This is a genomic window from Mesorhizobium sp. M1D.F.Ca.ET.231.01.1.1 (genome assembly GCF_003999155.2).
Lineage (GTDB): Bacteria > Pseudomonadota > Alphaproteobacteria > Rhizobiales > Rhizobiaceae > Mesorhizobium.
Genome location: NZ_RZOZ02000001.1, coordinates 1,138,974 through 1,165,585 on the forward strand (window position 1 = coordinate 1,138,974; position 26,612 = coordinate 1,165,585).

Annotated in this window: 21 protein-coding genes and 1 pseudogene; 7 read left to right on the forward strand and 15 right to left on the reverse strand. The window is 63.7% G+C overall.

Going from position 1 to position 26,612, the window contains the following annotated elements; all coding sequences use genetic code 11:
- Positions 1 to 121: 121 nt before the first annotated feature.
- The 3 genes from EN874_RS05700 to EN874_RS05710 form a co-directional block, all read right to left on the reverse strand.
- Positions 122 to 1,483 carry a pitrilysin family protein gene (locus tag EN874_RS05700; protein ID WP_127424382.1) on the reverse strand — a complete coding sequence of 454 codons (1,362 nt, stop codon included), beginning with the start codon at positions 1,481 to 1,483 and terminating at the stop codon, positions 122 to 124.
- 128 nt (positions 1,484 to 1,611) lie between these two features.
- Positions 1,612 to 2,166 (reverse strand): 16S rRNA (guanine(966)-N(2))-methyltransferase RsmD, encoded by a 555-nt coding sequence (gene rsmD, locus EN874_RS05705; protein ID WP_127424383.1) that lies wholly within the window; start codon positions 2,164 to 2,166, stop codon positions 1,612 to 1,614.
- Positions 2,147 to 4,120: a pseudouridine synthase gene (locus EN874_RS05710; RefSeq protein WP_127424384.1), complete on the reverse strand. Its 1,974-nt coding sequence runs from the start codon at positions 4,118 to 4,120 to the stop codon at positions 2,147 to 2,149. Before EN874_RS05710 ends, rsmD begins: the two co-directional genes overlap by 20 nt.
- A 182-nt stretch (positions 4,121 to 4,302) precedes the next feature.
- Here EN874_RS05710 and EN874_RS05715 point away from each other — a divergent pair, with 182 nt between their 5' ends.
- Positions 4,303 to 4,764 carry a nucleoside deaminase gene (locus tag EN874_RS05715; RefSeq protein ID WP_127424385.1) on the forward strand — a complete coding sequence of 154 codons (462 nt, stop codon included), beginning with the start codon at positions 4,303 to 4,305 and terminating at the stop codon, positions 4,762 to 4,764.
- An 86-nt stretch (positions 4,765 to 4,850) separates the two neighbouring features.
- On the opposite strand, the gene EN874_RS05720 is transcribed toward EN874_RS05715, so the two are convergent.
- The 3 genes from EN874_RS05720 to EN874_RS05730 all read right to left on the reverse strand — a co-directional run bounded on the left by EN874_RS05720 (position 4,851) and on the right by EN874_RS05730 (position 9,830).
- On the reverse strand, positions 4,851 to 5,528 hold the full coding sequence (locus EN874_RS05720) for a hypothetical protein (protein WP_127424386.1): 678 nt from the start codon (positions 5,526 to 5,528) through the stop codon (positions 4,851 to 4,853).
- 206 nt (positions 5,529 to 5,734) lie between these two features.
- Positions 5,735 to 8,725, reverse strand: coding sequence for an isoleucine--tRNA ligase (ileS, locus tag EN874_RS05725; RefSeq protein WP_127424387.1), 2,991 nt, complete (start codon positions 8,723 to 8,725; stop codon positions 5,735 to 5,737).
- Between the two features lie 307 nt (positions 8,726 to 9,032).
- Complete coding sequence (locus tag EN874_RS05730) at positions 9,033 to 9,830, reverse strand: MipA/OmpV family protein (RefSeq protein WP_127424388.1); 798 nt, start codon at positions 9,828 to 9,830, stop codon at positions 9,033 to 9,035.
- Between the two features lie 322 nt (positions 9,831 to 10,152).
- Here EN874_RS05730 and EN874_RS05735 point away from each other — a divergent pair, with 322 nt between their 5' ends.
- On the forward strand, positions 10,153 to 10,614 hold the full coding sequence (locus EN874_RS05735) for a phasin (protein ID WP_127424389.1): 462 nt from the start codon (positions 10,153 to 10,155) through the stop codon (positions 10,612 to 10,614).
- Between the two features lie 192 nt (positions 10,615 to 10,806).
- Here EN874_RS05735 and EN874_RS05740 read toward each other — a convergent pair whose 3' ends face one another.
- Positions 10,807 to 11,040 carry a hypothetical protein gene (locus EN874_RS05740; protein WP_126084463.1) on the reverse strand — a complete coding sequence of 78 codons (234 nt, stop codon included), beginning with the start codon at positions 11,038 to 11,040 and terminating at the stop codon, positions 10,807 to 10,809.
- A 207-nt stretch (positions 11,041 to 11,247) separates the two neighbouring features.
- Positions 11,248 to 11,427, reverse strand: coding sequence for a hypothetical protein (locus tag EN874_RS05745; protein WP_127424390.1), 180 nt, complete (start codon positions 11,425 to 11,427; stop codon positions 11,248 to 11,250).
- Between the two features lie 159 nt (positions 11,428 to 11,586).
- On the opposite strand from EN874_RS05745, the gene EN874_RS05750 reads away from it, so the two are divergent.
- Positions 11,587 to 13,068 carry an inorganic triphosphatase gene (locus EN874_RS05750; RefSeq protein ID WP_348631714.1) on the forward strand — a complete coding sequence of 494 codons (1,482 nt, stop codon included), beginning with the start codon at positions 11,587 to 11,589 and terminating at the stop codon, positions 13,066 to 13,068.
- A 96-nt stretch (positions 13,069 to 13,164) separates the two neighbouring features.
- On the opposite strand, the gene EN874_RS05755 is transcribed toward EN874_RS05750, so the two are convergent.
- The 3 genes from EN874_RS05755 to EN874_RS05765 all read right to left on the reverse strand — a co-directional run bounded on the left by EN874_RS05755 (position 13,165) and on the right by EN874_RS05765 (position 17,096).
- Positions 13,165 to 13,389 carry a hypothetical protein gene (locus EN874_RS05755; RefSeq protein WP_245513463.1) on the reverse strand — a complete coding sequence of 75 codons (225 nt, stop codon included), beginning with the start codon at positions 13,387 to 13,389 and terminating at the stop codon, positions 13,165 to 13,167.
- Between the two features lie 8 nt (positions 13,390 to 13,397).
- Positions 13,398 to 14,945 (reverse strand): acid phosphatase, encoded by a 1,548-nt coding sequence (locus EN874_RS05760; RefSeq protein WP_245513464.1) that lies wholly within the window; start codon positions 14,943 to 14,945, stop codon positions 13,398 to 13,400.
- A gap of 225 nt (positions 14,946 to 15,170) precedes the next feature.
- Positions 15,171 to 17,096, reverse strand: coding sequence for an adenylate/guanylate cyclase domain-containing protein (locus tag EN874_RS05765; protein WP_127424542.1), 1,926 nt, complete (start codon positions 17,094 to 17,096; stop codon positions 15,171 to 15,173).
- A gap of 242 nt (positions 17,097 to 17,338) precedes the next feature.
- Between EN874_RS05765 and EN874_RS05770 the strand changes: the two genes are divergently transcribed.
- Entirely contained in the window at positions 17,339 to 17,893 is a 555-nt protein-coding gene (locus EN874_RS05770) for an HdeD family acid-resistance protein (protein ID WP_126084466.1), read from the forward strand.
- A gap of 7 nt (positions 17,894 to 17,900) precedes the next feature.
- On the opposite strand, the gene EN874_RS05775 is transcribed toward EN874_RS05770, so the two are convergent.
- Both EN874_RS05775 and EN874_RS05780 read right to left on the reverse strand, forming a co-directional pair.
- The gene (locus EN874_RS05775; RefSeq protein ID WP_127424392.1) at positions 17,901 to 18,884 is read right to left on the reverse strand and encodes a bifunctional riboflavin kinase/FAD synthetase; all 984 of its coding nucleotides are present in this window, start codon (positions 18,882 to 18,884) and stop codon (positions 17,901 to 17,903) included.
- Between the two features lie 34 nt (positions 18,885 to 18,918).
- The gene (locus EN874_RS05780) at positions 18,919 to 19,779 is read right to left on the reverse strand and encodes a TIGR01459 family HAD-type hydrolase (RefSeq protein WP_127424393.1); all 861 of its coding nucleotides are present in this window, start codon (positions 19,777 to 19,779) and stop codon (positions 18,919 to 18,921) included.
- Between the two features lie 284 nt (positions 19,780 to 20,063).
- Between EN874_RS05780 and EN874_RS05785 the strand changes: the two genes are divergently transcribed.
- The 3 genes from EN874_RS05785 (at position 20,064) to EN874_RS05795 (ending at position 23,780) form a co-directional block, all read left to right on the forward strand.
- A complete protein-coding gene (locus tag EN874_RS05785) occupies positions 20,064 to 21,251 on the forward strand; it encodes a pilus assembly protein TadG-related protein (protein ID WP_348631715.1) in 1,188 nt (395 codons plus the stop codon).
- A gap of 25 nt (positions 21,252 to 21,276) precedes the next feature.
- Entirely contained in the window at positions 21,277 to 23,250 is a 1,974-nt protein-coding gene (locus EN874_RS05790) for a pilus assembly protein (protein WP_168247369.1), read from the forward strand.
- A gap of 101 nt (positions 23,251 to 23,351) precedes the next feature.
- On the forward strand, positions 23,352 to 23,780 hold the full coding sequence (locus EN874_RS05795; protein ID WP_127424394.1) for a nuclear transport factor 2 family protein: 429 nt from the start codon (positions 23,352 to 23,354) through the stop codon (positions 23,778 to 23,780).
- A gap of 220 nt (positions 23,781 to 24,000) precedes the next feature.
- Here the strand turns inward: EN874_RS05795 and EN874_RS05800 are convergent, their stop codons facing one another.
- Positions 24,001 to 24,804: an NAD(P)-dependent oxidoreductase gene (locus tag EN874_RS05800; protein WP_127424395.1), complete on the reverse strand. Its 804-nt coding sequence runs from the start codon at positions 24,802 to 24,804 to the stop codon at positions 24,001 to 24,003.
- A gap of 234 nt (positions 24,805 to 25,038) precedes the next feature.
- A pseudogene (locus EN874_RS05805) lies at positions 25,039 to 26,539 on the reverse strand (IS66 family transposase).
- Between the last annotated feature and the right edge of the window lie 73 nt (positions 26,540 to 26,612).

Here is a 26,612-nt window from a genome sequence, read left to right on the forward strand (position 1 = left end):
AAGAGGGCAAAGCAGAAGGTGGCGAAGATGCGGTAGACCGTGCCTTCTTCCCGCCAGGCTCCCCCTTCTCCCCTTGTGGGAGAAGGAAACGCGCTCGTCCGTCCGGAAACCACGCTCATCATCAGTTCCCCGCCTGTTGCTGCGGCAGGAGGTAGCCGGTCGTCGAACGGTCTAGCACCAGGTAGCGGGCGGCCGCCGCCTTGACCTCTGCGGCTGTCACCTTGCGGATGCGGTCCGGCCATTCCTCAACATCCTTCACATTGCCGCCGGTGGCGAGCGTCGAGCCGTACATATTGGCCATGTCGTCCTGCTTGTCGCGGGCAAAGATCATCGAGCGGACGTAGCGCGCCTTGGCCCGCTCCAGTTCGTCATCGGTCACCCCGTCTTTGACGATGCGCGCGATCTCGGCGTCGACGGCAGCTTCGACGTCGGCAAGCTTGGCGTCGCCGCGCGGCGAGCCGTAGACGCTGAAGTTGGTGGCGTCGAGCATGGTGCCCTGGAAGAACGCGCCGGCCTCGGAGGCGATGCCCTGCTTGACCACCAGCTGCTGATATAGCCGGCTGCGGTTGTCGCCGCCCAGGATCGCGGCCAGAAGATCGAGCGCCTCGGCCTCACCGGGCTTGGCGGTATGATAGGACGGCACCACCCATTGCGTGGAAAAGCTCGGCACCGAGACGCGCGCGTCGGTGAGCGTCACCCTGCGCCGCGTGTTCTGCTCCGGCTCGACCGGGCGGATACGCGGCCGCAGATCCGGCCCGCGCGCGACCTTTCCGTAAGTCCTTTCGGCCATCGCCTTCACCGCGTCCGGATCGACATCGCCGGCGACGATCACCACGGCGTTGTTCGGCCGGTAGAAGGTGTCGTAAAAAACCTTGGCGTCCTCGCGGTTCAGCTGCTCCATCTCCTGCATCCAGCCGATCACCGGAATGCGGTAGGGCTGGTTCTGCCAGAGCGTCGCGTCCACCTCCTCGTCGAGCACCGCCTGCGGATTGCTGTCGATGCGTGAGCGGCGCTCCTCCAGGATCACGTCGCGCTCGGTCTTGATGACGTCGTCGGTGAGGACGAGGTTGCGCATACGGTCGGCCTCGAACCCCATCATCTGCTCGAGTGCCGAAGGAGGCACCGTTTCATGGAAGGCGGTGTAATCGTAGGATGTGAAGGCGTTGTTCGAGCCGCCGATGTCGGCCACGGCGCGGTCGAACTCGCCGGCGGCGTGGTTGGCGGTCGCCTTGAACATCAGATGCTCGAAGAAATGCGCGATGCCGGATTTGCCGGGCGGCTCGTCGGCGCTGCCGATGTTGTACCAGACCATATGCGTGACGATCGGGGCGCGATGGTCCGGAATGACGACCACCTCCATGCCGTTGTCGAGGAGCAAGTCCTTGACCTCGGCTTCGTCGGTGGCTCGCGCCGGAGCCTGCGCTGCGAGCGCCAGCGTGCCGGCAAGGAATGCTGCGCGCAGCCCTCTGGTGTTCAATGTCATCAAATGCTCCGGTCTCGATCGCGCGACGATAGAAAAGCTTCGCTGGCGAGGCAAAGTTAATTGTTCGTCATTTTCGAGGCGTTGCACCATCTTCTTCCCTTGCTTGCGGGAGAAGGGGCAGCCTGCCCTCACCCCACCTCGATGAACCGAATGACCGTCTCGCCGTAGTTGCGCTCATCCACTACATCGAATCCCAAGCCCGGGTCGAAGGACGCCGAGGCTGCCTCCTCGACCACGCAGAGCGCGCCGGGCGAAAGCCAGCCGCCGGCCTTCGCCGAGCGCAGCGCGCGCTCGCCGAGACCCTTGCCATAGGGCGGGTCGGCGAAGATCAGGCCGAAGGGCGAAAGCGTGCCGGCTTCGCCCAAATGAGTCGCGTCGCGGCGGAAGATTTTTGTCCGGCCGGTAAGCCCGAAGGCCTCGACATTGTCGCGGATCAGGCCGCGGCCTTCCGCCGATTCTTCGATGAAGACACAGTAACAAGCGCCGCGCGACAGCGCTTCCAGCCCGAGCGCGCCGGTGCCGGCGAAGAGATCAAGCACGCGGCCGCCCTCGAGCTTTTCGGCGTAGCGATGCGCCAGCACGTTGAACACCGCCTCGCGGGTGCGATCGGTCGTCGGCCGGATGGCGTTCGAACGGGGCGTCGCCAGCGGACGCCCGCGAAGCTCACCGCCGACGATCCGCATTGCCACCCCTCGGACCCTTCGGACCGCGCGGCTTGTCGCCGCCGCCTGCCTCGGGTCGATCGCCTCCTGGTTTGCCGAACGGCTTGCCCTTGCCGCCGGGCTTGAACGATGCCTTGCGCGCCTTCGCCTCCGCGGCCTTGGCGGCATCGGCTTCCGCCCTGCCCTTGCCGATGGGGCGCGCGCCCGGCGCCATCCAGACATTGGCCTTGCGCTGGCCCGGCGGCTCGATCGGCCGAGGCTCGCGCTTGCTGCCGCCCGGCTTGCCGCCGAAACCTCCGCGCTCGGGTTTGCCGAAGCCGGACTTGGGGCCGCGCTCGCCGAAGGCTCTTTCCGGCTTCGTTGAAAGCTTGCCCAGCGCCTCGTCGCGGCTGGCTTCGCGGCGCTTGCGGGCCTTGATCAGTCCCCCTTCGCCGATCGGCCGGCGATCGCCCTCGCGCGTGAATTTCGGCCGCTCAGCCTCGTCACGGCGCGGCTCGCTGCGCCGCACAGGCTTGTTGGAGAAGGGTTTCGTGATCTCGGCGTCGAAATTGGCGCCGGCTTCCTCGATCAGCCGCTCGCCGAGCTGCTCGCGCAGCATGCGGCCCTTGATCTCCAGCACATGGCCTTCCGGCAGATCGTTGAGCTGGAACGGGCCGTAAGAGATGCGGATCAGCCGCGTCACGTCGAGCCCAAGCGCGCCAAGAATGTTCTTCACCTCGCGGTTCTTGCCTTCGCGCAGGCCGATCGTCAGCCAGGCATTGGTGCCCTGCTCGCGGTCGAGCGAGGCCTCGATCGAACCATAGAAGACGCCGTCGACGGCGATGCCTTCACGCAGGCCGGCAAGCGCGCTCTCCTCGACCTTGCCGTGGACGCGGACGCGGTAGCGCCGCAGCCAGCCGGTGGCGGGCAGTTCAAGCACGCGCGACAGCCCGCCGTCATTGGTGAGAAGCAGCAACCCTTCGGTGTTGATGTCGAGGCGGCCGATGGTCATCAGCCGCGGCAGATCGGCCGGCAGCACGTCGAACACGGTCTTGCGGCCTTCGGGGTCGCGGTTGGTGGTAACCACGCCCGCCGGCTTGTGGAACAGGAACAGCCGCGTGCGCTCGATCGGCGGGATCTCCGTGCCGTCGAGATGGATGACATCGTCCGGCATGACGTTGAAGGCCGGCGACGACAGCACCTTGCCGTTGACCTTGACGCGGCCGGCAGCGATCAGTTCCTCGGCGTCGCGGCGCGAGGCAATGCCGGCGCGCGCCAGCCGCTTGGCGATGCGCTCGCCAGCCTCCGGGGCTGCTTCCGACGGCCGCGGGCGCGGCTTGAAGCCGCCCTGCCCGGGCGCGGCGTCGCGCTGCGGACGATCGCTGAAATCGCGCTTTGGCCGCTCCGCGAAATCGCGTTTGGGGCGGTCGGCGAAGTCGCGCTTGGGACGGTCGAAGCGCCGTTCGGCGCGCTCGCCCTCAGCGGCCATCGGCCGGTCGCCACGCGGCGTATAAGGTTTGCGCGCGCCGTCGCGCTTCTCGAAGGGCTTGCCTTCGGGGCGCGGTCCCTTGCGGAACGGCCTTCCGCGTTCGGCGCCCTCGCCCGCCTCGCGCGGCTTGTAGCTGCGCTTGAAATCCCGACGCTCGCCCTCAGCGGCCATCGGCCGGTCGCCACGCGGCGTATAAGGTTTGCGCGCGCCGTCGCGCTTCTCGAAGGGCTTACCCTCGGGGCGCGGTCCTTTGCGGAACGGCCTTTCGCCGCGCTCGGCGCCCTCGCCCGCCTCGCGCGGCTTGTAGGTCCGCTTGAACTGCGGCCTGTCGGCTTCGGCGGCCATCGGCCTGTCGCTGCGCTGCGCGTAGGGCTTGCGCGCGCCGTCGCGTTTCTCGAAGGGCTTGCCTTCGGAGCGCGGCCCCTTGCGGAGCGGCTTGTCGCCGCGCGGCGCCGGCCCGCCTTTGCGCGGTCCCTTTTGTCGTGGTTGCTTCTTGTCGTCGTCCATATGGATCTTGCTCGTCTTGGACTGCTACAGCGCACGCGCCCGTCGGGACGCGCAACGCAGGCAGTGTCATCTTGATTTTGCGCATGCAGCAGCGCGGCAAAAACCGATTCCGGTTTTCAGGGTTACGCGCTAGATAACAGGATCACCGTCGGGTGGCGAGGAGTAATCGGAATGGAAAGCGCGTGAAGCGGCCGGATTTCATGGCTTTGGCGCTCAAGGAAGCCGAGGCGGCCGCAAGCCGCGGCGAAGTGCCGGTCGGCGCGGTGATCGCCAACGGCAACGTTGTGGTGGCGAAGGCCGGCAACCGCACGCGCGAACTCGCCGACCCGACCGCCCATGCCGAGATGCTGGCGATCCGAGAGGCCTGCCAGAGACTCGCCAGCGAGCGGCTTACCGGTCACGACCTCTATGTGACGTTGGAGCCCTGCGCCATGTGCGCCGGCGCCATCTCCTTTGCTAGGCTGCGGCGGCTTTATTTCGGCGCCGCCGACGAGAAGGGGGGCGCGGTGGTCAACGGCGCGCGCTTCTTCGCCTTGCCTACCTGCCACCACGCGCCGGACGTCTATTCGGGGTTGGGCGAAAGCGAAGCCGCTCTCATCCTAAAGGATTTTTTCCGCGAGAGACGGAATGGCGGTGAATGGTGAATGGTTGAAGCAAGTAGTGAGTAGCAGCGAAGCAGGTTGTGAGTAGTGAGTAACAGAGATCTATTCACTACTCACTATTTAACCACTCACAGCCCCAGCCAGTCGAACCAGCCGCCGCCCTTCTTGCCTTCCGCCTGCGCCTTGAGCCGGCGCTCCTTCTTGTACTCGTCCTCGCCGAGCTCGTTCTGCGGCGCGGTGCCGGCAGCCTGACGATAGGCAAGCGGCGGCTCGCTCAGATATTTGCGGACATTGGGATCGCCCTGCTTCTGCTCGGCGAGGCGGCGCTGGATTTCGGCGGTACGGGTAGCGCTGGAATCGTCCGGCGACCAGCGCGGCGGGTGGCTCGAGGCCGAATCGGCCATCGCCTTCTTCACCGCCACAGGATCGGTCTGCACGTCCTCGACGGCTTCCGGCTGGTAGTTCGGATCGTTCTGGTGCGCGGTCGCGTCGGCGCGGATGCGGGCGCGGCGCGCTTCCGGCGATTCGGGCCAGTCGGCGCTCGCCGTCTGGATGCTTTCCTGCGGCGGCGGCAGGTTTTCCTTCTGGCCGGGAGCCGGCTTCACCAGATCTGGACGCGGCTTGTAGTCGATCGGGTCGCGATGCTTCGGCGTGATGGCGATTGCGCCGGAAACGTCATCGGCGAGCTGTTCGGCGGCGGTCTTGTCCGTTCCATAGGTCGGAGAGCCGACGCAGCCCGCCATGGCAAAGGCCGATGCCACAAGCGACGCCAGCAGCGCGGCGCGCGCGAACATTCTTCCGGTCATGCCAAAACGTCCCACTCTAACAGCCTTTCGGTCGCCACCGGCCACAGGGGCGCGGTCCCCTTCTTCCCCGCCCTTGCGATGGAAATCCGGCGACAATTTGTCTGCCGGAGTGTCGCGTGTTTACCTCAACCACTTATTAAGGGCAACGCACGGTCGGATTTGCACCGCCCGGCGTGGCATTTCTGCACCGGCTTATAAACAGGTGCCTACAAACGCCCGAGCGCCTTCAGCTCATGCAGCACGGCCGCGTCGCGGGCCGAGACATCCGGGAATTCCGGGTCCTGCCCGACATCGGCGGTGTAGCGCCAGGAGCGCGCGCATTTGACCAGACCGCGATCCTCGGCCTTCTCGACCACGACCGCCACGCCCTTGACGTCGTCGAGGGTGAAAGCGCCCTGCGGCGCCTTGCCGTGGCTGATGGCCAGGTCGCTGGTGATCGCCATCTCGGCCATGTCGACATCGGCGATCGCCGCTTCGAGCGCTGCATCGTCGATGGTGACGACCGGCACGGCTTCCAGCGAGGACCCGATCAGCTTCTCGGCACGCGCGATCTCGAGCGCGCCGGTGACGACGCGGCGCACCTGGCGGACCTTGCGCCATTTCTCGGCCAGCGCCTCGTTCCGCCAGTGGTCGGGGATGGCCGGGAACTGATCGAGATGCACCGAGACAGCCTCCGGGTGACGGTCGAGCCAGGCCTCCTCCATGGTGAAGGGCAGCATCGGCGACAGCCACTTCACCAGGCATTCGAAGAGGTGGCGAACGACCTTGACCGCCGCCTTGCGGCGCAGGCTGGAGGGGCCATCGCAATAGAGCGCGTCCTTGCGGATGTCGAAGTAGAAGGCCGAGAGCTCGACTACCGTGAAGTCGAGCAGCGCGCGGGTGATGCGCTTGAACTCGAAGGCGTCGTAGCCCTGGCGCACCACCTCGTCCAACTCGGACAGCCGGTGCAGCATCAGCCGCTCCAGTTCCGGCATCGTCTCCAGCGGAACATCCTCGCCGTCGTCGTGGGCAAGCGTGCCCAGCATCCAGCGGATGGTGTTCCTGAGCTTGCGGTAGGCGTCGATATTGGTCTGCAGCACGTTCTTGCCGAGCCGCTGGTCTTCCCAATAGTCGGTGGTCACCACCCAGAGCCTCAGGATATCGGCGCCGGACTGCTTGATGACGTCCTGCGGCACCACGGTGTTGCCGAGCGACTTCGACATCTTGCGGCCTTCCTCATCCATGGTGAAGCCATGGGTGATGACCGTGTCATAGGGTGCCCTGCCCCTGGTGCCGCAGCTTTCGAGCAGCGAGGAATGGAACCAGCCGCGATGCTGGTCGGAGCCTTCGAGATAGACGTCGGCCGGCCATTTGAGGTCGGGACGATCCTCAAGCGTGAAGACATGGGTCGAGCCGGAATCGAACCAGACGTCGAGGATGTCCATCACCTGGTGCCATTTGGCCGCATCGTTGTTGCCGAGGAAGCGCTCCTTGGCACCCTCGGCGAACCAGGCGTCGGCGCCTTCCTTCTCGAAGGCCTCCATGATGCGCTGGTTGACCGCCTCGTCCTTCAGCACGTTGCCGTCCGCGTCGGCGAAGACGGCGATCGGCACGCCCCAGGCGCGCTGGCGCGACAGCACCCAGTCGGGGCGCTCCTCGATCATGGCGCGGATGCGGTTCTGGCCGGCCGCCGGCACGAAGCGGGTGTCGTCGATCGCCTTCAGCGCGCGGCTGCGCAGCGTCGTGCCGTCGCCGAGGTCCTTGTCCATGTAGACGAACCATTGCGGTGTGTTGCGGAAGATGATCGGCTTCTTCGAGCGCCACGAATGCGGATAGCTGTGCTTCAGCCGGCCGCGCGCGAAGAGCGCGTTGCGCTTGATGAGTTCCTCGATGACCACCTGGTTGGCGTTGCCCTTCTTGCCGTTGTCGTCGATGACGCGTGCGGCCCCGCCCTCGCGGTCCGGGCCGAAGCCCGGCGCGTCCTTGGTGAAGAAGCCGGCGTCGTCGACCGGGAACGGGATCGCGGTGTCGACGCCGCGCTTGAGCAATTCGGCGACCGCGTCCGTCCAGGCGTCGAAGTCCTCGCGGCCGTGGCTCGGCGCGGTATGCACGAAGCCGGTGCCGGCATCGTCGGTGACATGCTCGCCGGCGATCATCGGCACGGGGAACTGATAGCCGCCGGCAAGCCCCCTGAACGGATGCGAAAGTGTCAGGCTTGCAAGCTGTTCGGCCGAAACGTCGTGAAGGCGGTTCAAGGTGACCTTGGCCTTGGCCGCGGCGTCCTCGGCCAGCGCATCGGCGAAGATCAGCTTCTCGCCGGACTGCGGGCCGAATGCATTCTCGGCCGCCGTCACCTGATAGAGGCCATAGGCGACGCGCGGCGAATAGCTGACGGCGCGGTTGCCGGGCAGCGTCCACGGCGTCGTCGTCCAGATGACGACATGGGCTTCGAGCAGGTCCAGCGAGGCCTCGGACAACGCCGCCGGCTGCCCGCCATCGCCGCCGTCCACCGGACGCGCAAGGCTCGCGACCGGGAATTTCACCCAGATCGTGTCGCTCTCATAGTCCTGGTATTCGACCTCGGCCTCGGCAAGCGCAGTGCGCTCGACCACGCTCCACATGACCGGCTTGGAACCGCGATAAAGCTGGCCCGACATGGCGAATTTCAACAGCTCGCCGGCGATGCGCGCCTCGGCGTGGTAGGCCATGGTCGTGTAGGGATTGTGGAAGTCGCCGATGACGCCGAGGCGCTGGAATTCGTCGCCCTGCACCTTGATCCAGTGCGTGGCGAAGTCGCGGCATTCCTTGCGGAATTCGTTGACCGGCACCTCGTCCTTGTTCTTGCCCTTGGCGCGATACTGCTCCTCGATCTTCCATTCGATCGGCAGGCCGTGGCAATCCCAGCCCGGCACGTAGTTGGCGTCGTAGCCGCGCATCTGGAAGGAGCGGTTGATGACGTCCTTGAGGATCTTGTTCAGCGCATGGCCGATATGGATGTTGCCGTTGGCGTAGGGCGGGCCGTCATGCAGCACGAATTTCTCGCGGCCGGCGGATGTCTCACGCAGCTTGCGGTAAAGGTCCATGTCCTGCCAGCGCTTGACCATGCCGGGCTCCTTCTCGGGGAGACCGGCACGCATCGGGAAATCCGTCTGCGGTAGATAAAGCGTGCGGGAATAGTCGATCGTCTCGGACGCATCGGTCGTAGGGGTATCGGTCATCGATCTATCATCTCAATTGCCCGGCGGCGGAACAGCCCGGCGTTGAAGTCTTTGTCTTGACGCATATCGTTTTCCCAAAACCGGAACCCACTTTTGGGCGATGTGCGTTGATGTTCTGAAAAAGCGCGAGGGGCCGCGCGCAAAAGTCCCGGCGGCTCCGGCGGCGCTCAGGCCACCCGGAACACCGGGCCCGTAATTCGTATCGCGATCGACAAAAGGCGCGAAAAGCTCGTCATGGCGTGGCTTTTAGCGGATGGCGCGGCAGGAATAAAGCCCGGATTTCAAGGCAAAGCGCTGGTTTGCTGGCCTACATCGAGAAATTGAAGCGATAGGTGGTCGATACGCCGACGGTCCACTGGTTGCGGTCGCCGCGCTCCCTGACCATGCTGGAATCGGCCGCCGGTCCCATCAGGCGCGAATATTCGGTGAAGACGCTGGCCGTCATCGGCTCGGTCACTTTCCACGTGATCGCGCCGCCGAGGCCGGTCGACTTCAGCCCGCCGCCCGGATGGTATTCGCTCAAGCCCGAGGCCGCCGCTTCCGTGGCGTTGACGCCGTAATAGGCGTCGAAATAGTCCGACGAAGCGAAGGAGACGCGCGGACCGCCGGAGATGCGGACCGTCGGCGTGATGTCGTAGAAGGCGTCCGCCGCGATGTCGGCGACGAAACCGTTATGGGCGCGGATGCCGTGCCTGAGCTCCGCGCGGGCTCGCAGCCAGTCCAGGGGATAGAACTCGAAGAAGCCGCCCACCTCACCGCCGAAGCGCACCGGGTCGAGGCCCTCGAGCTCGTCCTTGCTGGTGCGATGGAACAGGAACTTGCCGGTGAGGCCGGCGCGCACGCTGCCGTCGTCGATCAGCGCCAGCGAGATGTTGTCGTTGCGCGAGGTGAAGCGCGCCTCGGGACCGGCCTTGCCGAGCGAGATGATCGGCTGGGCGCTCAGCATATATTTCTTGCCGCCCTCGAAATTGGGGGCGACCAGGCCGGTGGCGCCGAGCGTCAGGTACCAGTCGCCCGAAATCCAGCTCCCCTCGCCCGCCTGGGCGGCGGACACGGCCATCAGGCCAGAGGTGAGAACCAGCGGAATCGTCCGGACAATACGCATCGTCACCCCTTACGCGAAACAGGCCGGCAGGAACACCCGGCAGTAGAAAAGGCATGGCGCCAGTTCGGTAAAATTTGACTTAAAATCCGTAACATCGGTGACGGCGGTTGGACTGTTTGAGTCCCAGCTAATTCAATCTCTCGCCATCATCGCAAAACTCGAGACATTGGGAATGCACCACCAGCGCACGGACGTTCGGCTCCGCCCGGGGCTTCGACGTCGTGCGCAAATTCATGTCGGTTACATAAATCCGTTGCGACGATTTCGTACATTAAGGTGGCGGCTTTGTTTTGTGACCGCCTCTGCAAAAAAGGATGGAAGAATGGCCAAGATCCCGGACAAGACCGAAACGATTGAAACCGTCGAATCCCCTATCTTCGACCCGTCCAAGGCTACCGAGCAAGTTCGCGCTGTTGTCGACCAGGGCGTTGAGCAGTCGACGCAGGCGTTTTCCAAATTGAGTTCGGACGCCGAAACGACACAAAAGGCTCTTGAGTCGACCTTTGAAATGGCCAAGACCACCGGCAACGAGGTGTCCCTGAAGATGATTGCGGCTCTGAGAGACAATGCCGAAGCCGGCTTCACGCACCTTGAGGCACTGGTTGCCGCGAAGTCGCTGTCCGAGTGCATCGAACTTCAGGCCGCTTTCCTTCGCAAGCAGATCGAAAAATCCGCCGAGCAGGCCAGAAGTCTCCAGGCTGCGATGATGAGAGCTGGCGAGGACATGTCCAAGCCGATCAAGGATGTCTTTGAGAAGGCTTTGAAGGAACGCAAGGCTGCCTGATTGCCTAAGGCATCCCAGACCGAAGGGTCGTGCCTGGTCCCTGGGCGCGTTGCCCCGGTCTTCTTGCATTTGGTCGGGCGGCTTTTGTCCGCCCGACCGGATCGGAGCGATATCGTCGGTTTCGAGGTTTCTCAGCCCGTGCGCAACAGGTTGCAGAGTGCTCGGCAATCCCTGGACGCAAGGCTCATCTCACTAAGCGTCACCGCTCACTCGGCCCGCGATGGCGAATGCCTGTAGGTTTTTGACCTTTCCGTGGTCCTGGTCGGCATTGGCGATAATCGAAAAGAACGCCGCACGGGCGATGTCTTTCTTTGACGCGTCCGGGTGTTCCTTCCTTGCCGCCTTCAGTAGTTTTTTCGGCGTCATATCTGGCGTCACAATCCGCATCAGAGTGTCGCTGATCGCCTGCAATTCGGTTGCATCCATTGGGAAACTCCGTCCCTGGCCCCGCTGGCAAGTTTAGCAGAGCGCCTCTGTCAGCTGAAACCGAATTCACGTTACAATCGGAGACCAGCCGGCGCGTTCCGAGGCTGGGTCAGCTGTCTCATAAGGGCGAAAAGCGCTTTGCCGCCATAGCATCAACCAGCTCGCCGGCCGGTGCCGCTGGGAAGATGGCGAAGCCGTGCCGACAGTTCACTCCTTCTTCAAATCTTCGGCTTCGTCTTTGAGCTTGGTCCAGTCGGCACCATGCTTCCGTAACAAGGCGCGCGCCTGTTTCGGCGTGACGTCGGCAATTTCCGTCAGGTGCTCTACCTCCAGCTCTTGCCCCTTCACAACGCGGCTCGCCTTCTTCTTTTTTTCTTTGATAGCCATTATGTGTCCTCCTCTTGCATCATCGGATGAACGAGAACCGAGAAGCGTGGTTCCGCCCGCGCATTGTCGTGCGCCGGCTTGAGGTCCGGGCACAGCCGGTCGACGCGGGCGGTTGTTTGTGACAGCTTTATGACGCACCATGCGGGTGGGGTCCCTCCGATGGCCGTGGAGCGAGGCGGCTCCGAGGACATCATGCAGGAAACGGAACTGAAGCTCGAGCTTTCGCAATCGGGTGCGCGGTCGCTCCTAAAGAAAAATCCGTTCGGATCCGCGCCCACCATTCTTCCGCAGAGATCCATCTATTTCGATACTGCCGGATGGGATCTGTCCAAACGCGGCCTATCGCTTCGCATTCGGCAATCGGGAAATGAAAGGGTACAAACCGTCAAAGCGGGCGATGGCGCCGCGGCCGGATCCTTCACACGCGAGGAATGGGAGCGACCGGTCGCCGGCGACACACCGATACTTGACGATCCACGGATCCGAGACCTGCTTGCGGGGGATGGCCCAAAGCTCACGCCCTTGTTCGAGGTTCATGTCAAACGGCATCGTTGGAATGTGATCGATGGCGACGCGACGGTCGAAGTCGCTCTGGACACTGGCAAGGTGGTTGCAGCCGACCGCGAGGCTCCGCTGTGCGAGATCGAGTTGGAAAAGAAGGCGGGTTCACCGAGAGCGCTGTTTACGCTCGCCCGCAAAGTCGACCTGATCACGCCGGCTCATCTCGGCGTGCTGAGCAAAGCGGAACGGGGCTATCGTCTGCTTGGTTCGGCGCCCGGTGCTGTGAAATCCGCCGCGACCCCGCTCACTTCCGAGATGAGCGCGGCAACAGCTTTCGCGCGCATCGCGGCGGCCTGTCTCAAACAGTTTCGGCTCAATGAAACGGCGCTCGGCTGGTCTCGCGATGCCGACGCCCTGCACCAGGCTCGCGTGTCGCTGCGACGGCTGCGCTCGCTATGCTCGATCTGCAAGTCGCTATTCGACGACAGCCGTTTCGACCACTTGCGAGAAGAATTGAAATGGCTCGCCTCGGAGCTTGGCGAGGCACGCAATATCGACGTGATGATCGGTCGCGCTTCGAGCGAGGCTCTTTCGAGCCGTCTTCAAAACGCGCGCGACGACGCCTACGCGGCGGTCGAAGCATCGCTCTCCTCGGTGCGCGCTCGCTCCTTGATGATCGATGCCACCGAGTGGATTTCCATCGGGGACTGGCGAACCCAATCGGACAAAAAGTTGCACGAGCAGTCGTCGAGGAATTTGGCCTCGGGTGTATTTGACAAATTCTGGAAAAAGGTGGCGAAGGGCGGCAAAGATCTCATCGATGCCGATGACGAGACCCGCCATAAAGTGCGCATCGCCGCAAAGAAACTGCGCTACGCGGCGGAGTTCTTCGAGCCGCTTTATGAGGGCAAGGCGGAAGCCAAACGGCACCAACGGTTCATCAAGGCGATGAAGGACCTGCAGGATAATCTGGGCAACCTCAACGATATCGCCACCGCGCCCGATATGTTGGCAGCGCTGGAGCTTTCGGACGTGGCGGGTGCGAAGGATCTTTTCAGCGCCGAGGACAAGTCCCAGCTTCTCAAGGACGCCGCCGAAGCACACGACGCCTTTGTCAATACCAGGCGCTTCTGGCGTTGAGCGGCATGCTGAGGGGCGACGACGGTCCGGCATCGGAAGACAGACGTCCGTTCCGGATCAAGAGCGGTCGTCTCGTAGGCGGATCGCTCGCGCGGATCATGTGCCGCGCGGCGCCGGCGGGTCCAGAAGCTTCGCCACAGCCTTGGCGCCCTTGCCCGTAACACGGACCGATCCGTCGTCACCCACCTCCATCATGGCACCGTTGGAGAAGCTGAGGGACCAGCCGTCGCCCGTGGCGCTGCGGCGGCGGTCGGTGAGTTCGATGCCGGCGGCGGTGACCAGGGCGACGATCCTGTCGACGTCCATCTTCGTCTTCCGCATACGCGCCCTCAATTCAGGTCGAGCCCGCCGGTAAGATCGCCGAGCGGCGGCTCGCCATGCGCGGCGACGGCCTTGTCGCGCACCACGATGCCATGCAGCACCGGCAGCTCGAAGCGCTCGGTGATGAAGCGCAGGATCGACGTCGTGTCATAGGGCGTCTGATCGACATAGCCGTGCTTTGCGAAAGGCGAAACAATGATCGCCGGAATGCGCGTGCCCGGTCCCCAGCGGTCGCCCTTGGGCGGAGCGACATGATCCCAGATGCCGCCGTTCTCGTCATAGGTGACGACCACCAGCATATGCGGCCATTGCGGGCTTTTCTCCAGATGGGCGACGACATCGGCTATATGGCGGTCGCCGGCCTGGATGTCGGCATAGCCGGAATGCTCGTTGAGATTGCCCTGCGGCTTGTAGAAGGAGACCTGCGGCAGGGCGCCATCGTCGATGGCCTGGATGAAGCTCACGCCGCCCAGACCGGCGTCGCGCAGATGCTCGCGCCTGGCCTCGCTGCCCGGAGCATAGTTGGCGTAGTAGTTGAACGGCTGGTGATGATACTGGAAATTCGGGGTCGGCGTGTGATTGCCGTGGTCGAGCGTGTATTGCCAGGCGCCCGAATACCACGCCCAGGTGACATGCTTGAGACTGAGCATGTCGCCGATGGTCGGCTCCGTCTGCGGCGGCAATGTCGTCGGCTTGGCCGGATCCGCCAGGTGCGGATCGCCGCCGGGCGTCGGATCGTTGCCGCTCGGCTGGTAAGGCGGCTGCATCGTGTTCACGGCGTAGAAATCCGGCGTCAGATTGCCGTCGGAGACGAATTTCGGGATGCCGTCGCGCGCCGATTTCGGTGAATTGTCCGCTATCTTCAGCGCCCTGCCACTGTCGTCCGTCACCGAAATCGACGGTTTGGCCGGATTCTTGTCGGCATCCGCGTAGTAAGGCGCGCAGGCGCAGATCAGCCATTGGTGGTTGAAAAACGAGCCGCCGAAGCCGCCCATGAAGAAATGGTCGGCCAGCACGTATTTCTGCGCGACCGCCCACATGTCGGTCTTGGAGGCGTCCCAGTTGCTCATCGGCATGGCGCCTGAATCGGCCCAGGCGACGAACATGTCGTTCCTGCCGCCGTTGATCTGCATCTGGTTCTGGTAGTAGCGGTGCCAGAGATCGTGGGTGACGACGCTCAACGGAACGTTGAAACCTTTCTCGTCATTGACGGTGAACGGCTCGTTCGGAAGGTGCTCGGTCATCGCCTGCGTCACCGGCGGCGTGACGCCCTTGGCGGTCAGTCCGTCCCAGACTGGCGGCAGCTCGGACAGCACCGATCCGTCACGGTCACGCTGCTCAAGGCTTTCCTTGCTCGCCTTGTCGATGCCCTCGGCACCGGGAAAATGACCATAGAGATTATCGAAGGCGCGGTTCTCCGCGAAGATGACGACCACCGTTTCGATCTTGGCGATGCCGTCCGGCGGATCGCCGGGCTGAGCCGCGAAAGCGCAAGCCGAGGCGGCGCACAGAGCGAGAGCCGAGGAAAACAGGGCGAGCCCACAGGATCGCTTCATCGCCATACCTCCCTGGTGCAAATGGGATGACACCAGCTTCGCGGCATATTGGCAATAGCTGCCGCGTTGGACGGGCAACGCCATCGGCGGTGGCTTTCGCCAATCAGGGGGCGCCACGATCGCGGGAGTTGGCACGCAATCGTGTCTATCCCCGCATAAAGTGACAGACGGTTGCATCACTTGCCGAGCCGGCTTCCACGGCGGCCCGCCAATTGCGGGGCTGTTCTATGGCTGGCCGAGAGGCTGCGCCTCGCCCGCCTCGCATTCCGGCAGTCGCACAGGTTTGGCGAGTTTCGCCAGCGCCTCGGGCTTGGCGCAAGCCGGAAAGCCGGCGAGCGGCATTGTTTCAATAAACCGACTGCGCTCTTTAGCGCTCAAGCCGACTTGATTAATCATGCTCTCGACGGTCAGGTCGGGGTACTGCGTGAGAGTGTCCCTAACCGCAGCATTCGCCTCATCCATTCGACCCAGAGCCGCAAGGGTGCTGCCAAACACCACCCACCTCCACTGGTCGTAGTTGTTAGGTGTCATGCGCACCAGCATCTTCAACGCGTCCTCATACCGGCCGGCCATAAAATAGGCAGGGCCGAAGAAGTTGGACGTCCACATCGGATAGTTCGGGTCGAGCCGCATCACCTGGTCGACCATCTGAGCGCCGCGTTCGGGTTCACCGAAGCGTGCCGCATAGCCGGTATAGAATGTCAGGATTTCGGACGAACCGGGAGCAAGACGAAGCGCCGTATCCAGTTCAACCTTGGCGCGGGCGTTGTCGCCCTTGTGGCTGAGGCTCATCCCAAACACGGCGTGTGCCTCAGCGTCACTTGGATCGAGCCGCACCGCGCGTTCGGCCACATCGGCAGCCGCCTTGATCTCGCTCTCGGGATTGATGCCGAAGCCAGCCAATATGCCATGAGCATGGTAAAGTTCTACCCAGGCGCGAGCCAGTCCGGGGTCCAGCTCAACGGCACGGTTGAGAAGCGCGATTGCCTCCTCCTCATCCGCTATGGTGATCTCTTCAATCTTCTCGGTCCCGAGCAGATAATAGTCGTAAGCATTTAGGTTTTCAGGTCGTTTGCGTTTGGCCGCGGCCCGCCCGGCCGTCTGAATCAACCCTACGCCGCCGCCCAGCCGGTTGGAGACTTGCTCTGCGATCTCGGTCTGGACGGCGAAAACGTCCTCAGCGGGCCGGTCCCAACGATCCGACCAAAGGTGGTTGCCGGTTAGTGCATCGATCAACTGTGCGGTGACCCGCACCCGCCCATCTTGCCGCTGGATGGAGCCTTCCAGTACGAAGCCGACATGGAGCGCACTCGCGACCTGGCGGGCATCCACCGGCTTGCCCTTGTAAACTTCCGTCGAATTCCTGGCCACGACGTCAAGTTCGGGAAACCGCGCGAGGTCGGTGATGATATCCTCAGTCAGGCCATCGGCCAGACGCCCGCTGGCCCCGTCGCCATAATTATTGAAAGGCAGCACCGCGACCGACGGCTTGGCCCCCAGTGACGCGGGCTGAAAGAACCACCAGGTCCCCCCACCCGCCAAAGCCAGCACCACGATCGCCGCCGCAGCCGTCCTGGTCCAGTGCGGCATCGCCTGGCGTAAGGTCCGGCGCAGCCGCTTGCCATCGAGCCTTACCCGGTACATCCGCACGGGGCGGTTGATATTCTTGACGTGCTGCTCGCCGACGAAATCGAGTGGCCAATCAAGCTTGCCCTGCAAATGGTCGTAGGCCGTACCTGACACCATCACCCCGCCCGGCTCGGCAAGCTGCTCTATGCGAGCGGCGATATTGACGCCGTCGCCATACACATCGCCATCCACCAGCGCCACATCGCCAAGATTTATCCCGATGCGGAACACAATCCGCTCTTGCTCCGGCAGTCCACCATTGCGAACGGCCACAGCTTCTTGAATTTCGGCTGCGCAGATCACTGCATCGACCACGCTGTCGAAGACGACAAGTGCGCCATCTCCCAACAGCTTGACAATTCGACCCTGATGCAGAGCGATCGCCGTATCGGTTACGTCGGCCCGGATAGCTCTCAGGCGCCCGATGGTGCCAGCTTCGTCAATCTCGGTCGCCTTTGAATAGCCGACCATATCCAACGCAAGGATCGCCAGAAGTTTCCGGTTCAATGGAGGGACGATCATCATCCTGCCCCGGACCCAAACTGGCCAAAATGGTACACCTAACCCAGCACGCTGACGAGAGGCCCGCCCCGCCAGGCCAGGATGTCGTCCATTGGCCGGCGATCGGAAAGGCCGCTTCCACACTGCGCTGGACGAGCCTGCGGCTGCCAAGCGCGCTTTGTCCTGCTCGCTGGACGCGCAATGCCATCGGGATTACCCTCACTGCGACATGACGCGCGGCGAATTCTGGAGGAGATGCAGCCATGACCCTGCAAGGCGATGCCCTGAAAGACGCAATCGGCCGGACACGGGACAAATGGGGATGGTTCGTGGCGCTCGGCGTGCTGCTGCTGATCTTCGGCGGCATCGCCTTCGGCAACCTGTTCATCGCCACGGTCGCCTCGGTCTATGTCGTCGGCTGGCTGATGCTGATGGCCGGTGCCATCGAGATCATCCACGCCTTCGGCGTCAAGACCTGGGGGCGCTTCTTCTACTGGTTGCTTAGCGGCCTGCTCTATGCCGTCGCCGGCTTCTTCGCCTTCGACAACCCGCTGCTTGCCTCAGCGGTGCTGACGTTGCTGCTTGCAATAGCCCTCATCGCCTCCGGGCTGCTGAGGGCGTGGGTCGCCTTCAATCACCGGCCGGAGCAAGGCTGGGGATGGCTGCTCACGGCCGCCATCATCACAGTCCTGCTTGGCCTCATCATCGCCATGGGCTGGCCGGTCAACAGCCTGTGGGTGCTCGGCATGTTTCTGGCCATCGACCTGATCTTCCAGGGCTGGAGCTTCATTGCCATCGGGCTGGCGTTGAAGCGCTAGCTTCCCGTCAGAAACAGATCGCGGCGTCCAGATCCGACAGCGGGCGCACACCTGCCAGCAGCGCCCTCGCCTCGGCCTCGTCGCGTTTCATCTGCACCACCAGCGCTTCGAGCCCGTCGAACTTCAGTTCGGGGCGCAGATAGCCGAAGAACGATACCGCACAGGTCTCACCGTAGAGTTCGCCGGAGAAGTCGAAGACATAGGTTTCGAGCAGCGGCGCGCCATTGTCGTCGACGGTCGGGCGGCGGCCGAAGCTGGCGACGCCATCGTGAAGCGTGCCGTCGGCGCGGCGGAAACGGACGGCGTAAATGCCTTCCTTCAGAGTGGCTTCCGGCGAAAGCCTCATGTTGGCGGTCGGGAAGCCAAGCGTGCGGCCGAGCTGCTGGCCCCCGATCACCTCGCTCTCGACCGTGAAGCGGTAGCCGAGCAGGCCGGCGGCCTCCGCTACCTCGCCTTCGGAAAGCAGAGCGCGGATGCGGCTCGACGAGACGACCTCGGCGCCCTCGTCGCGGAAGGCATCGACCAGCGTGACGCCGAAGCCGTGGCGCTCGCCGGCCGCCATCAGGAAGGCCGGACCGCCCTGGCGGTCCTTGCCGAAGTGGAAGTCGAAGCCGGTGACGGCATGGCTGATGCCGAGCCTCTTTTCCAGCACGTCGGTGACGAAAGACTCGGCCGAGAGCGCAGCGAATTCGCGCGTGAACGGCTGCTCGACCAGGGCGGCAAAGCCGAGCTTGGCCAGGAGCCGCGCCTTCATCGGCGGCGGCGTGAGCACGAAGAGCGGCACCTGGGGCCTGAACACCTTGCGCGGATGCGGCTCGAAGGTGAGCACCAGGGCCGGCACGCCGCGCCGGCCGGCCTCGGCCAGCGCCCGCTCCAGCACCGAAAGATGGCCGCGGTGGACGCCGTCGAAATTGCCGATCGCCACGACGCCGCCGCGCAGATGCGTGGGCAGCGGCGCTACCGCCGAAATGCGTTCGAGAGCTTGCGTCATGTCAGAGGCGCCCGTCATGGCCACGCTTACCGGCCTATTGCAGCCGCGGGATGACGGCGACCGGCCGATAGCCGTGCTTTGCGAGGAATCCCGCCAGCCTTTCGGGATCGGGCCGCAGCGGGTCGCCATAGTCGCGCGCGTGAATGCCGCCCGAGACATAGAGCACGTCGAAGCCGTTGTCGGCGGCGCCCTTGACGTCGGTCATCATGCCATCGCCGATGGCCAGAACCTCGCTGCGCTCGACCGCGTGGCCGAGCAGGCCGGCGACTTCCTTCATGGCGACATTGTAGATCGGCGCGAAAGGCTTGCCGGCGATCAGCGTGCGGCCGCCGAGCTGCGCGTAGTCGCGGGCAAGCGCGCCGGCGCACCAGATGGTGCGCTCGCCGCGCTCCACCAGGATATCGGGATTGGCGCAGATGAAAGGCAGGTTGCGGGCACGCAGGCGCTGCAGCAGATCAGCGTAGTCGGCCGGCTTCTCCACCTCGTCGTCATAGAGCCCGGTGCAGACGATGCCGGAGGCTTCGAACTCCTCCACCAGCTCGACGTCCAGGCCGTCATAGAGGGTGAAGTCCCGCTCGGGTCCGATGTGGAAGATCTTCCTCGGACCCTCGGCGATGAGGTCCCGCGTGACATCCCCCGAGGTGACGACACGGTCATAGGCATCAGCCGGAACGCCGATCGCATTCATCTGCGCAACGACGTCGGCACTCCGGCGCGGCGAATTGGTGATCAGCACCACCGGCACTTTTGCCGCGCGCGCTTGGGCGAGCGCGGTCGCGGCGACGGGAAAGTGCCATTCGCCATTGTGCACCACGCCCCACACGTCGCACAGAATGGCCGCGTAGTTTCCTGCCAGATCGGCGAGCGAAGCGATGATGTCCGGCGAATCCGCCATGCCGTTTCCCTGAAGCTGATCTTTGGTAAGCCGCGACAGCAATCCTCTGGTTCGGAGGCCGCCGCGGCCGGTCCCGCATAACCGAAGCGCACCATCCTGTCACCAGCTTTCGCCACTGCCAGCGGGCCTCCGCCCGCAACCGGAAGGTTAATGCGCCGTCAAAATGGCGCTGCGTTCTTGATTGTTTCGCGCAAGCTGAAATTTATCGATCTATGACCATGGTAGCAGATCAATTACGACCTTGGTCGTATCTCAATAGGGATCCTTGGCGGGGGCTAGTCGCAATGATCCGCGAATTTTTCGGCGACAGGCGGGGCGATCGCGCCCCGGCGGCCGCCACTGCCGCGATGGGCGGAACGATCAGGCAATTCCTTCGCTCCGGCGACGGCTCGCTTATGCCTATCGTCGTCATGATGATGATGTCGCTGCTGCTCGCGGTCGGCTTTTCGGTCGACTACACCTCGGCGGTGACGACCAGGAGCAACATGCAGAGCGCGCTGGACGCCGCGATCCTGTCGATCACCACGATGCCGACCACCACGACGAAGGCCGACCGGCAGATCGCGCTGCAGCAGTCCTATGCGGCCAACAGCGGGCTGGGCACCGTGGCGCTCAACACTGTCGACGTCGCCGCCGACGGCTCCGCCAGCTTTGCCGCAACGGCAAGCTATCCGATGCCGACCACTTTCATGGAAATTGCAAAGATCAACTCCGTGCCGATCGGCGTCGGCTCCTCGGTGCGCAAGACGCCGGCGCTGACGCAGACGACGTTCAAGGTGTCGAAGGTGTCGGGCTACTGGAGCAAGACCATGTATCTCTACGGCACGCAGTTCGCCCAGGCGAACGCGCAGAGCCTGATGAAGATCGACTACAGCTACAGCAACTACAAATACACCTACAAAGTGGGCAACACGAACTACAGCGTGGGCGAGCCGAAGGGCTATGGAACGACCACCGTCTACACGGTGAACGGAAGCACGGAGACGAAGGTCCAGCAGCAGGTCTGCACGACGACGGGCTCGACCAGCGCCTTCAGCAATCCGCCGTCAGGGTCGATCCCTGGCAGCACCTACGACAGCAGAACCGGCAAGACAATCTACTTCAACACTACCTGCGCCAATGCGTTCTATCCCGCCAACGGCGCCGGCGCGGTGATCGATGTCAGCCAGATGAACCAGCTCTACCTGCAGATGAAGGTGCCTTCGGGCAACCCGCAGACGCTGCAGTCGAACGATGCCACAACCTCGAACCGGCTCTATATCGGTACCAGCGACACCGACATGCCGGAGATCGCGACCGGACAGCAGGTCGACATCTTCAGCGCCGTGCCCTGCGGCCAGACCAGCTACCAGGCCTGGGAAGACGGCGGCAACGCGGTGCCGGCGCCGGTTTCGAATGCAGATTTCTTCTACACCGTGCAGGGCAAGTGCGCCTTCAACCAGCGGCCATCCGAAACGGTGATGACACAGTAACAGCATGCAGGGCCGCTTACCAAAGATGCGCGAATTCTGGCTTCGATTTGGTCGCGACCGGCGCGGCAACTATGCGCTTGTGACGGCGATCGCCATGGTGCCGCTGATGGGGGCCCTGGCAATCGCCGTCGATTTCACCGAGCTCAACCGCCAGAGGCAGATGGTGCTGAACGCGCTCGACGCGGCGAACTTCGCTGGCGCGCGGCGGCTCTCGGAAGGCGCTACGGACGACCAGATCAAGACTTACGCAACCGGCTTCTTCAACGCCAATCTGAACAACATCGACCCGGCCAATGTGACGCTCGATATCACGCTGCCCGGCAACCAGGCGGGCGGGGGTCTGATGACCATGAACGCCACGCTCAGCTATCACCCCTATTTCTATCCGGCCGCGGCGCTGCTCGTCGGTGTGTCCGAAGGCGACGCGAACAAGCCCATCGAGTTTGGCATGACTTCCCAGGTGCGGCTGAAGAACACGCTGGAAGTGGCTATGGTGCTCGACAATTCGGGCTCGATGTCGACGAAGGGATCCGGCACGGGCCAGAAGCGCATCGACCTGCTCAAACAGGCCGCCAAGCAGCTCGTCGATACGCTGGCGCAGCAGGCGGCACAGATCAAGCAGATCGACAGGCCGGTGCAGTTCAGCCTCGTGCCCTTCGCCGCCTCGGTCAATGTCGGGGCGCAGAACGACAACGCGTCGTGGATGGACACCTATGGCCTGTCGCCGATCGCCAACGAGAATTTCGACTGGTCGACGCTCAACGCGCCCAACAAATACGCCCAGAAGATCAACGGCATCTGGTACAAGAAGGGGATCGGTTGGAGCACGGAGGAAGGTCAGATCCTGACCCGCTTCGAGCTCTATCGCGACATCAAGGTGGTGACCAGCCACGAGCGCATCGTCGGCAGCAAGCGGGTCGTCTGTGACCAATACCGCGAGAACCATACCTGCGAACGCAGCCACAACGAATACGACTACAACGACACCTACGGCCCGTTCGCCAGTTGGCAAGGTTGCGTCGAGGTGCGGCCTTATCCCTACAATGTCGACGACACGCCGGCATCCGGTGGACCGAACAATACCGGTGTCGGCGTCGGCGACCCCGCAACCATGTTCGTGCCGATGTTCGCGCCGGACGAGCCCGGCAACCATTGGTACGTCACGCAGGACCCCGACGAACTGCCGCCGAAAACATACGGCGCCGCCAACAGCTGGTGGAACGACGATCCGTCGAGCAGCACCGGCAAGACCAGGCAGTCGAACATGGCCAAGTACTTCATGCCGCGGCCTATGAATGCGCCGGTTCTGGGCGCCGGCGCCGGCCCGAACTACAGCTGCACCACGACGCCGATCACGCCGCTCACCGACGTCACCAATGCCGACGGGCTCGCTGCCGTCAAAGCCGCGATCGACCTGATGCAGCCCAACGGCAACACCAACGTGCCAGAAGGCATGGCCTGGGGCTGGCGTACCGTGTCGAGCGCCCCGCCCTTCACCGAGGGGCGGCCGGAGACCGAACGCGGCAACGACAAGGTCGTCATCGTGCTCACCGACGGCGAGAACACCTATTCGACGGTGAGCTCCGATCCGGTCGGCAACAAGTCGACCTATGCCGCCTACGGCTATACCGGCGTCGGCTATAACGGCACCTCGGTCACCCGCCTGTTCGGCGGCACGTCAAGCGATATCGGCCAGTTCAACTATTCCTCGAGCAACTACACCAATGCGCTCAACGAGCAAATGGCCAAGCTCTGCGACAACGCCAAGGCGGCCAACATCATGGTGATGACGGTTGCGCTCGACATGTCCTCGAGCGACGCCAACGACAAGAAGGCGATGGACGCGCTCAAGACCTGCTCGTCCGACTCCCGCTTCCGCAAGGATCCGACCGACCCGAGCAAGCCCGCCAAGCTGTTCTGGAACGCGACCGGCGCGACGCTGTCCGACAATTTCAAGGAAATCGCCAACGAGCTGTCGAACCTGCGGGTGGTGGGGTAAGGCAAATAAACGGATGCCGACGCGCCAAGAAGCGAAAAGGCAGGATTAGGGTCTGGTTTTCAGATAGTATCCTCTTTTCCCTTCATCGGAGGATTGCTGAGATGCCGTCCGACCTCGCGAAAGTCATCCAGCAAGATCATTTAGCCGTGGATGCCTTCGTCAAAGGCGATCCCGAGCCTTTGAAGAGACTCTACTCACAACGGGATGACGTCGTCATCGCCAATCCGTTCGGCCCGCCTGCCAAAGGATGGAAGAATGCTGCCGAAACGATGGACCGTGCCGCCGCCAACTACCGGGACGGAGAGGTCGTCGGCTTTGAGCGCATTTCGGAATACTCAACGACGGATTTGGGTTACATCATTGAGATCGAGCGGGTCCGATCCAAGGTCGGCGGCAGCGACAAGCTGGTGCAGATTGCACTTCGAACGACCACTATATTTCGGCGGGAGGAAGGCGCCTGGAAGATCGTCCTTCGTCATGCCGATCCGATAACCTCGCCTCGACCGGCGGCTTCGGTCGTCGGTGAGTGAAAGCTGCCAACGCCTGGAGATGAGTGCCTTCGTTTGAGGCCACCATCTGCGGCATCTGCCGCCCTAGAGCAATTCCAGGAAAAGTGTGACCGGTTTTCCGTCCGGAATTGCGTAAAAGGAGATAGGGCGTTTCGCCGTAAGCGGTGTTCTCAGGCCACGGCCTTGAGCTCGGTGGCGCGGGCAGTGGCTCTTTTACCAATTCGAGCGACGCGGGAACGCGCTACTCAATCCGCGCAAGGTCACCGTCGAACCCCATCTGCGTGTAGGGGCCGCCGTGGAATTGCCGCGAGATCGGATCCTCAGAGTCCGGAGTGCATAAGATGTCGGCCGCGTGGTCCTCCGAGTCGTCCTGCGGCCGATAGCCGAGGAACTCGATGCCTGCATTGCGGTAGCGGTTGCGCCTGTTGTTGGAGACGCCGTAGACGACAATGAAGTGATAGTCGGGCGCATCGATGCAACATCCGACCAACTGCACTGCGTCGCGCGGGCTGAGCCAGACATGGAGCAGACGCCGATCAGCAGGCTTGTCGCGAACGGCGCCGATGCGCAGGCAGGAGACCGACAGGCCGTGCTTATCGGCAAACAGGCGTCCGACGGCCTCGCCGAACACCTTGCTCACCCCATAGAGGCCGTCCGGCCGCGGAACGACCGTCTGGTCGATGAAGCGGGCGCGTCGATAGAACCCGACCGCGTGGTGCGAGCTTGCATAGATGACGCGACGCACGCCTTGTCGCCGCGCCGCCTCGAACACATTCCAGGTTCCGACCACGTTGTTGGGCAGGACCTTCTCCCAGGTTTCTTCGCCCACGATCGCGCCGAGGTGGACAACACAATCGACGTCGCGCATGGCGCCTTCTACCTCGGCGAGATCGGCGAGATCGGCGCGCACGATCTCTTCGCCGGCGCGTGCCGGATCGAGTGGCGCGATGTCGGAAAGGCGCAGCACCGCGTATCGTCCGCGCAAGCCTTCACGCAAGATGCTTCCGATTTTCCCGGCCGCGCCGGTGATGAGAATGCGATTCATGCTAACCTCTTCTCAAAATCTGATGCGGCCGGGCGCTGCAAGCTGGGATGGGTGTTAGCTCGGCTTGCCGTCTTTCAGCTCGCAAGCGCGCGTCAAGTTTCGACCGCTCACGACCAGTTTGAGTCAGACTTCAGAGTGTGGGTGCACTTTACAGTAAGGCGATGTGCCTAGCCACCGGCGGACCGTTGATCCACCGCCCAGCTCAGGCCGTGCAGCAGGCGATCAGGTGAGCGCTTACCGCGGAATGTAGGCCCAAGGCAGGAGCTCGTCGATCTGGCTGTGGGGGTGGCCATTGACGATCCTGGTGAGCACGTCGGCGAGATAGGCGAGCGGCTCGACGCCGTTGAGCTTGCAGGTCTCGATGAGCGAGGCGATGACGGCCCAGTGCTCGGCGCCGCCGTCCGAGCCTGCGAAGAGGGCATTCTTGCGGTTGAGCGCGATTGGGCGGATCGAGCGTTCGACGACGTTGCTGTCGATCTCGATGCGGCCGTCGTCGAGGAAGCGGGTCAGGCGTTCCCAGCGCCAGAGCGCGTAGCGGATCGCCTCGGCGAGCTTGGTCTTCTGGCTGACGAGGCCGAGCTTCTCGCGCAGCCAAGGCTCGAGCTCGACGACGGTCGGACGGCTCCTCTCCTGGCGCGCGGCGCGGCGTTCGTCGGCCGATCGGCCACGGATGTCGTCCTCGATCCTGTAGAGCTCGGCGATCCTTGTCGGCATCTCGCCGGCGATCGGCGCGGGACCGGCCGCCGCCAGCTCATAGAAGGGCCGGCGAACGTGCGCCCAGCAGAAAGCGAGCGTGAGGCAACGCTTCTCGGCGAGCGTGCGGTAGGCGCCATAACCATCGACCTGCAGGATGCCTTTGAAGCCGACGAGATGGGCGATCGGCCGCTCGGCCTTGCGGTCGGGTGCATAGATATAGGCCACACCCGGCGGATCGTCTCCGTCCCACGGCCGGTCGTCGCGGGCATAGGCCCATAGCTGACCGGTCTTCGTCTCGCCGCGACCAGGATCGAGCACCGGCGCAGTCGTCTTGTCGGCGAAGAGCTTCGCCGAGGTCTTCAGCTTCGCCAGCAGCCGCTCGTGCACCGGACGCAGGTGCCAGGCAGCACGACCGACCCAGTCGGCGAGCGTGGAGCGATCGAGATTGATGCCCTGCCTGGCCCAGACCTGGGCCTGGCGATAGAGCGGCAGGTGGTCGGCATATTTGGACACCAGAACCTGGGCGACCGTTGCCTCGGTCGGCAAGCCGCCCTCGATCAGCCGCGCCGGGGCGGCAGCCTGCACGACAACGTCCTCGCAGGCACGGCAAGCGTACCTTGGCCGGCGCACGACAATCACCCGCAGCTGCGCCGGCACGATGTCCAGCGTTCACTGACATCCTCGCCGATCTTGTGCAGGTCGTTGTGGCAGCAGGGGCAGGTGCAGTCCTCGATGTCGACGACCATCTCGACGCGGGGAAGGTGCGCCGGCAGTCCCGATTGGCGCGGCGCTTGGCCGCGCGTGCCTGGCGTTCGGCCGGAGCAGTCTGCTCCTTCTGTTCCTCACCGGCCGCCTCGACTTGTTCGGCTTCTTCCAGGCCGAGCAGCAGCTGATCCTGCGGCAGCGTCTCGGCTCTCCGGCCGAAGCGGTGGCGCTGCAGCTCCTTGATGATCTGCCGCAGCCGGGCGTTCTCGACCTCACGCGCCAGCACCATCGCCTTCAGCGCGTCGGGATCATCGGAAAGTTGCTCCGCGGTCATCGCCCATAACCGGACCAGACCATATTCGCCGACAGCCCGCGACAGCGGAATCAAGGCTGATTCACTTCGTCGC

Bases quoted from the DNA above. Each gene is read 5' to 3' on its own strand.
- EN874_RS05790 (WP_168247369.1), top strand. From the start codon at position 21,277: ATGCGCGAATTCTGGCTTCGATTTGGTCGCGACCGGCGCGGCAACTAT.
- EN874_RS05755 (WP_245513463.1), bottom strand. From the start codon at position 13,389: ATGCGGAAGACGAAGATGGACGTCGACAGGATCGTCGCCCTGGTCACC.
- EN874_RS05760 (WP_245513464.1), bottom strand. From the start codon at position 14,945: ATGAAGCGATCCTGTGGGCTCGCCCTGTTTTCCTCGGCTCTCGCTCTG.
- EN874_RS05780 (WP_127424393.1), bottom strand. From the start codon at position 19,779: ATGGCGGATTCGCCGGACATCATCGCTTCGCTCGCCGATCTGGCAGGA.
- EN874_RS05800 (WP_127424395.1), bottom strand. From the start codon at position 24,804: ATGAATCGCATTCTCATCACCGGCGCGGCCGGGAAAATCGGAAGCATC.
- EN874_RS05745 (WP_127424390.1), bottom strand. From the start codon at position 11,427: ATGGCTATCAAAGAAAAAAAGAAGAAGGCGAGCCGCGTTGTGAAGGGG.
- EN874_RS05735 (WP_127424389.1), top strand. From the start codon at position 10,153: ATGGCCAAGATCCCGGACAAGACCGAAACGATTGAAACCGTCGAATCC.
- EN874_RS05775 (WP_127424392.1), bottom strand. From the start codon at position 18,884: ATGACGCAAGCTCTCGAACGCATTTCGGCGGTAGCGCCGCTGCCCACG.
- ileS (WP_127424387.1), bottom strand. From the start codon at position 8,725: ATGACCGATACCCCTACGACCGATGCGTCCGAGACGATCGACTATTCC.
- EN874_RS05720 (WP_127424386.1), bottom strand. From the start codon at position 5,528: ATGACCGGAAGAATGTTCGCGCGCGCCGCGCTGCTGGCGTCGCTTGTG.
- EN874_RS05765 (WP_127424542.1), bottom strand. From the start codon at position 17,096: ATGATCGTCCCTCCATTGAACCGGAAACTTCTGGCGATCCTTGCGTTG.
- EN874_RS05795 (WP_127424394.1), top strand. From the start codon at position 23,352: ATGCCGTCCGACCTCGCGAAAGTCATCCAGCAAGATCATTTAGCCGTG.
- EN874_RS05750 (WP_348631714.1), top strand. From the start codon at position 11,587: ATGGCCGTGGAGCGAGGCGGCTCCGAGGACATCATGCAGGAAACGGAA.
- EN874_RS05730 (WP_127424388.1), bottom strand. From the start codon at position 9,830: ATGCGTATTGTCCGGACGATTCCGCTGGTTCTCACCTCTGGCCTGATG.
- EN874_RS05700 (WP_127424382.1), bottom strand. From the start codon at position 1,483: ATGACATTGAACACCAGAGGGCTGCGCGCAGCATTCCTTGCCGGCACG.
- rsmD (WP_127424383.1), bottom strand. From the start codon at position 2,166: ATGCGGATCGTCGGCGGTGAGCTTCGCGGGCGTCCGCTGGCGACGCCC.
- EN874_RS05710 (WP_127424384.1), bottom strand. From the start codon at position 4,120: ATGGACGACGACAAGAAGCAACCACGACAAAAGGGACCGCGCAAAGGC.
- EN874_RS05740 (WP_126084463.1), bottom strand. From the start codon at position 11,040: ATGGATGCAACCGAATTGCAGGCGATCAGCGACACTCTGATGCGGATT.
- EN874_RS05770 (WP_126084466.1), top strand. From the start codon at position 17,339: ATGACCCTGCAAGGCGATGCCCTGAAAGACGCAATCGGCCGGACACGG.
- EN874_RS05785 (WP_348631715.1), top strand. From the start codon at position 20,064: ATGATCCGCGAATTTTTCGGCGACAGGCGGGGCGATCGCGCCCCGGCG.